General features: G+C 62.8%; 4 protein-coding genes. 3 read left to right on the forward strand and 1 reads right to left on the reverse strand.

Going from position 1 to position 4,475, the window contains the following annotated elements; all coding sequences use genetic code 11:
* The 3 genes from FY112_RS06640 to FY112_RS06660 all read left to right on the forward strand — a co-directional run.
* The coding region (locus FY112_RS06640; RefSeq protein WP_181018172.1) for a tetratricopeptide repeat protein at positions 1-1,318 on the forward strand (1,318 nt) is incomplete at its 5' end.
* A 24-nt stretch (positions 1,319-1,342) separates the two neighbouring features.
* Positions 1,343-2,023, forward strand: a complete 681-nt coding sequence (locus tag FY112_RS37475; RefSeq protein ID WP_245372621.1) for a tail fiber domain-containing protein — start codon at positions 1,343-1,345, stop codon at positions 2,021-2,023.
* Positions 2,024-2,040: 17 nt separating this feature from the next.
* Positions 2,041-3,303 (forward strand): isoprenylcysteine carboxylmethyltransferase family protein, encoded by a 1,263-nt coding sequence (locus tag FY112_RS06660; protein ID WP_151518025.1) that lies wholly within the window; start codon positions 2,041-2,043, stop codon positions 3,301-3,303.
* A gap of 60 nt (positions 3,304-3,363) precedes the next feature.
* Here the strand turns inward: FY112_RS06660 and FY112_RS06665 are convergent.
* The coding region (locus tag FY112_RS06665) for a hypothetical protein (RefSeq protein ID WP_151518029.1) at positions 3,364-4,475 on the reverse strand (1,112 nt) is incomplete at its 5' end.

The raw sequence follows: 4,475 nt of genomic DNA on the forward strand, positions 1-4,475 counted from the left end.
CGTCCCGGCATCGGCCGCGGAAATGACCTTCAAGGTCGCGGCCCTACCCGACAAAGGCACGCTGCGCGCAGGAGATCGGGTGATTGGGCTCGGTCACGTGCTCGAAGCAGCCGATATTCCCGCTCTTTCATATGAGCCGCAGATCGGCACCGAAAACCAGCCCTTCGCCTTGTCGCTGCAGGCCGCCAACGACGACTTGCCGCCGGCGACCGTCACTTTCAAGCCGGTGCTCGACGCCTGCGACACAGCAGCCGCAGCTCCGCTCGACCTGCAGGGCGTGACGGCAGGCAAGCTGCCGAACGAGATCGACACCGATGAAGCACTGCCGGCCTGCACGGAGGCGATAAAGGCCTATCCCGAGGTGGCGCGCTTCGTCTATCAACTTGGCCGTGCCCAGCTTGCCAACCGCGACGCCAAGACGGCGTTCGCGACGATCAACAAGGCGATGGATGCCGGGCATGTCCGGGCAATCTATGAACTGTCGAGCTTTTACGAGTTCGGCGCCTCCGTCCCGCGCGACGCAGCCAAGGCAAGCCAGATCGCCAAGGGTGGTGCGGCCAAGGGCGATCCCTTTGCCCTGCATAGCTACGGCAAGGCCCTCTACTACGGCCGCGGCACCAAGGCCGATCAGCAGCTGGGGTTGCGCCTGATGCTGCAGGCCGCCGATCTCGGCCATACCTATGCGATGAACGAGCTCGGCTATATCTTCCTGAACGGCGTCAACGTTCCGGCCGATCCGGAGCGGGCTATCCGATTCTACGAGGCCGGCGTCCAGCGCAACGACATCTATTCGCTGAACAATCTTGCGCTCGTCTACCGTTTCGGAAAAGGCGCTCCGGAGGATCTCCCGAAAGCGCTCGACCTTTTCACGCGGGCAGCAGAGGGCGGTCAGCCCTATGCCCCGACAAACCTCGGGCGCATGTATCGGGACGGCGTCGGCGTCGCCGCGGACAAGGCGGAAGCGGTGAAGTGGCTGGAGATGGGCGCGGAACGCGGCGACTATTGGGGTGCGCTCGACCGCGCGATGCTCGCGAAGGAAGAGGGTGCGGACGCTGACAGCCTTGCGATCGCGTCCCGTTATTTCGCGCTGGCGACCGCCATCAACATGCCGGGCAGCGGCGATCCGAAAAACCAGGCGCTGGCAGAACTCAAGCGGATGCCTGGCGCTGCGAAGAAAAAGGCGGAGGCCGCCTTTGCCGCCGAGCTGACCGCTCAGGAAAAAAAGGCAATTCCGAAAACCAAGTCGCTGGATGACAGGCTCGTCAAACTCGCCAAAGCGACCTGGGTCAAGCGAAATCCGAGGTACGATCTCTTCTGAAACGGCGGTCTGGGGGCGCCCTACATGAACAGTAAGCTCATCATCCGTATGCTATTGTGCTCGACATTCATCGCAGGTTCCGGTGCAATCCTGCAGAGTTGCATCTTCGATCCTGGCGCCAGGACGCTGTTTGCCAGCGAAGAGCCGGCGGCCAGGAGCGCGACGCCGACCAGGAGAACTACGTCTACCGTCAGAAGAGTGCCCACAACGAGCAATCAACCGGCTTTCGCCCGCTCCGAGAACAGTTCCAGCGGGAATTCCGGCGGCGGCGGTATGGGTGGCGGCTCTGGCTCTAGCGGTTCTTCTGGCTCTAGCGGTTCTTCTGGTTCGAGCAGTTCATCGAGCTCTAGCAGTTCATCGAGTTCAAGCGGGGGTTGGTCCGATCGCCGTCTGAAGATCGATATCCGTCGGCTCGGCACCTCGGCCCAGGGCATACCGGTCTATGCCTTCCGCTACATTTGGGGCGGCCCGCTGTTCGTCGGCACGATGGCGCAGGATCTGTTGGCGATCAGGCCTGAGGCAGTCATCGAAACCGCATCGGGTTACTACATGGTCGATTACGACAAGCTAGATATTGCGATGGTCTCGCTGCCGGAGGATGCGTCCGGCTTGACGGCCGAAGCCGCAATGGCGCTTGCGACGCGGGCGGCACGGATACGCTCTCCGGGCTCCGTTCGACAACCTTTCGTTCAGGCGGCAATGTAATCAAGGAAGCCGAGCGCGTGCTGATACCGCAGGACAGGGATACCGTGTCCGGGAGCCCTCTCGTCAGCCAGGCTGCGACCCTTGCTGGAGTCCTGATCGGCATCGCGCTTTCGACCTATCTGCAGCTTGAACCCGGCAAGGCAATGGCGCTTGCCGTGTTCTGCCTTCTCCTGGTGTGGATCGCCGTCGACGGCACATTCGCTGCTCGTTCGACCTGGGTATCGCGAAAGAGACGAGACGAGGCTCCCGCCATCTTCTGGCGTCGCGTCGGAACGAAGCTTGTGGGCCTAGCCGCGCTCCTTGGCGTGGTCGTCATTGCCTGTTCGGTCTTTCCGTTTTTCACGCAGTCGTCGGCGGTCCGATGGATCATCGAGGCTGGGCACACCACTATTCCGATTTCCATCACACTTGCCGGCGCCACCATTCTCTATGTAGTCGTCACCGATCTGGTCGCTGAAGAACCCGACGATTATCTCAATCAGGTCGGGCGCGCGGTGTTGATGCAGGATTTTCGCGAGGAGGACGTGCTGTTCGCATTGCGCCTGCTCGCGATCAAATGCTTCTTTCTCGTCCTGATGTTCTCGGGCGGCATGGCGGCTTTTTCCAATCTTGCCGAGAAGCCGGCCTGGGTGTTTCCGCCGCTCTCGGCGGCCTGGTTCGAAGGTCTGTTGCGGCTTGCCTTTCTTCTCGACGTCGTGCTTGCCGCGGGCGGCTATATCGCCACTTTCAAGCTTTTCGGATGGCATGTCAGGGCAACGGAGACGACGGCACTCGGCTGGCTCGTCTGCCTCATCTGTTACGAACCGTTCTTCCCCGCGATCTCGCATGCCTTCGTGCCCTATGGCGAAGGGCCGGGCTGGGAGACCGTGATCCGGGAAGGGTCGGCGGTCTTCATCCTCTGGAGCTTCGCGACGCTGTTCTGCACCGTCATCTATGTCTGGGCGACCGTCGCTTTCGGGCCACGATTTTCAAATCTCACGCATCGCGGCATCATCACATCAGGCCCCTATCGCTTCATGAAGCATCCGGCCTATGTCTCGAAGAACATCGCCTGGTGGCTGGTTGCGATCCCAGGATTCCTCGCTAGCGGCCTTGCGGAAGGGCTTGCCCGGACCGGCATGCTGGCAATCGTCAGTCTCATCTACCTGCTGAGGGCACGGGCGGAGGAGCGCATGCTGAGCCGCGATCCCGCCTATCAGGACTATGCCGAGCGCGTCGCGGCGCATGGACTTCTGGCGATGGCGAAGCGGCGGCTGGCGCCGACAGCGCCGCGCGTCTGAAAAGACGCGCAAAGGACGCTGTAACACATTGATTTGCTTGCGGCGTGAGACTCCGACCGTTCAACCGTCGAGCCCCTTGAAGCGCACCGGCTGGTAGCCGCGCATCAACAGGCTGCCGAGCGAATAGGTATTGCGGCAGACGCGGCCCTTGCAGGCATTCGGCGAGGCTTCCATCACCTCCACCTTCTTGTCGGCCGTGAAGCGCATGAACAACAGCACATGCGAGCCCGGCTTGTTCAGCGCGTCGCCCGGCCGCATCGACCAGGGGTCGGAAAGGCGCTTGGTGATACCGGGGATGGCGCGCGTCGAAACGTGCATCTTCAGGCCCCAGGCGTCGCTGACGAAGCCGGAACAGTCGACGCCGAGGATGTTGGATTGCGGCGCGCTCTTGGTGCAGACATTGCCGGCGGTCTGGCCCTTTTCGACGCCGCCGATGAAATTCTCGAGCGGCGTCTTGCAGCCCCAGCAGTAGGGAACACCCTTGACCGTCTGGCCGCGCTTGCCGATCAGGTAGATCGGGCGGCGCAGCCGATTCATGTTGATGCAGCCAGGTCCCGGATCCCTACCGTAGGCAGTTGGCGTCACCAGCCAATTTAGCGTCTCGAAGCCGATTGCCCGCTCGATGACGTCGCTGCGCGATTTCGGCACGATCGCCACCTTCGGCGTCTTGCCTTGCTTGCCGGCAATGGGCTGTTTGGCCGGCCGAGCGACGGCCAGCTTGCGGCCGGGCTCCCTGCCGTCGAGCCGCAGCACCTGCGCCCGGCTTTCCTGCGAGCGCAGATAAAGCACGTCGCCGCGCGGTCCGATCGCCACGAAGCGCCTGGAAAATACCGTGCCCGGTTCGATCGGCAGGTCGTAGACCCGATCCATCGCGCCGTTCGGCGTGAAGCGTACCACCAGCATGCCGGTGCGCTCGGGCCGGTCGGCGGGCACGAGCTCGACCAACGCATAGGGTCTGCCTGTCGTGTCGATGTCGAGAAGTTCGACGGTGCCGATCCGCCCTTCCGAGGCGAGCTGCAGCGAAAGGAAATTCTCCTCCGAGCTCGCGCGCCGCAGCAGGATTTCCGCCTTGTCGTTTGCGGCAGCCCGGACCTCGGCAACGATATCGCCCAGCCCGCGGCTCGGAACATATTGAATGACCGGCGGGCGGACCTCGGGCCGGTTGGTGCTGC

The organism is Rhizobium sp. PEPV16 (assembly GCF_008919455.1).
Lineage (GTDB): Bacteria > Pseudomonadota > Alphaproteobacteria > Rhizobiales > Rhizobiaceae > Rhizobium > Rhizobium leguminosarum_Q.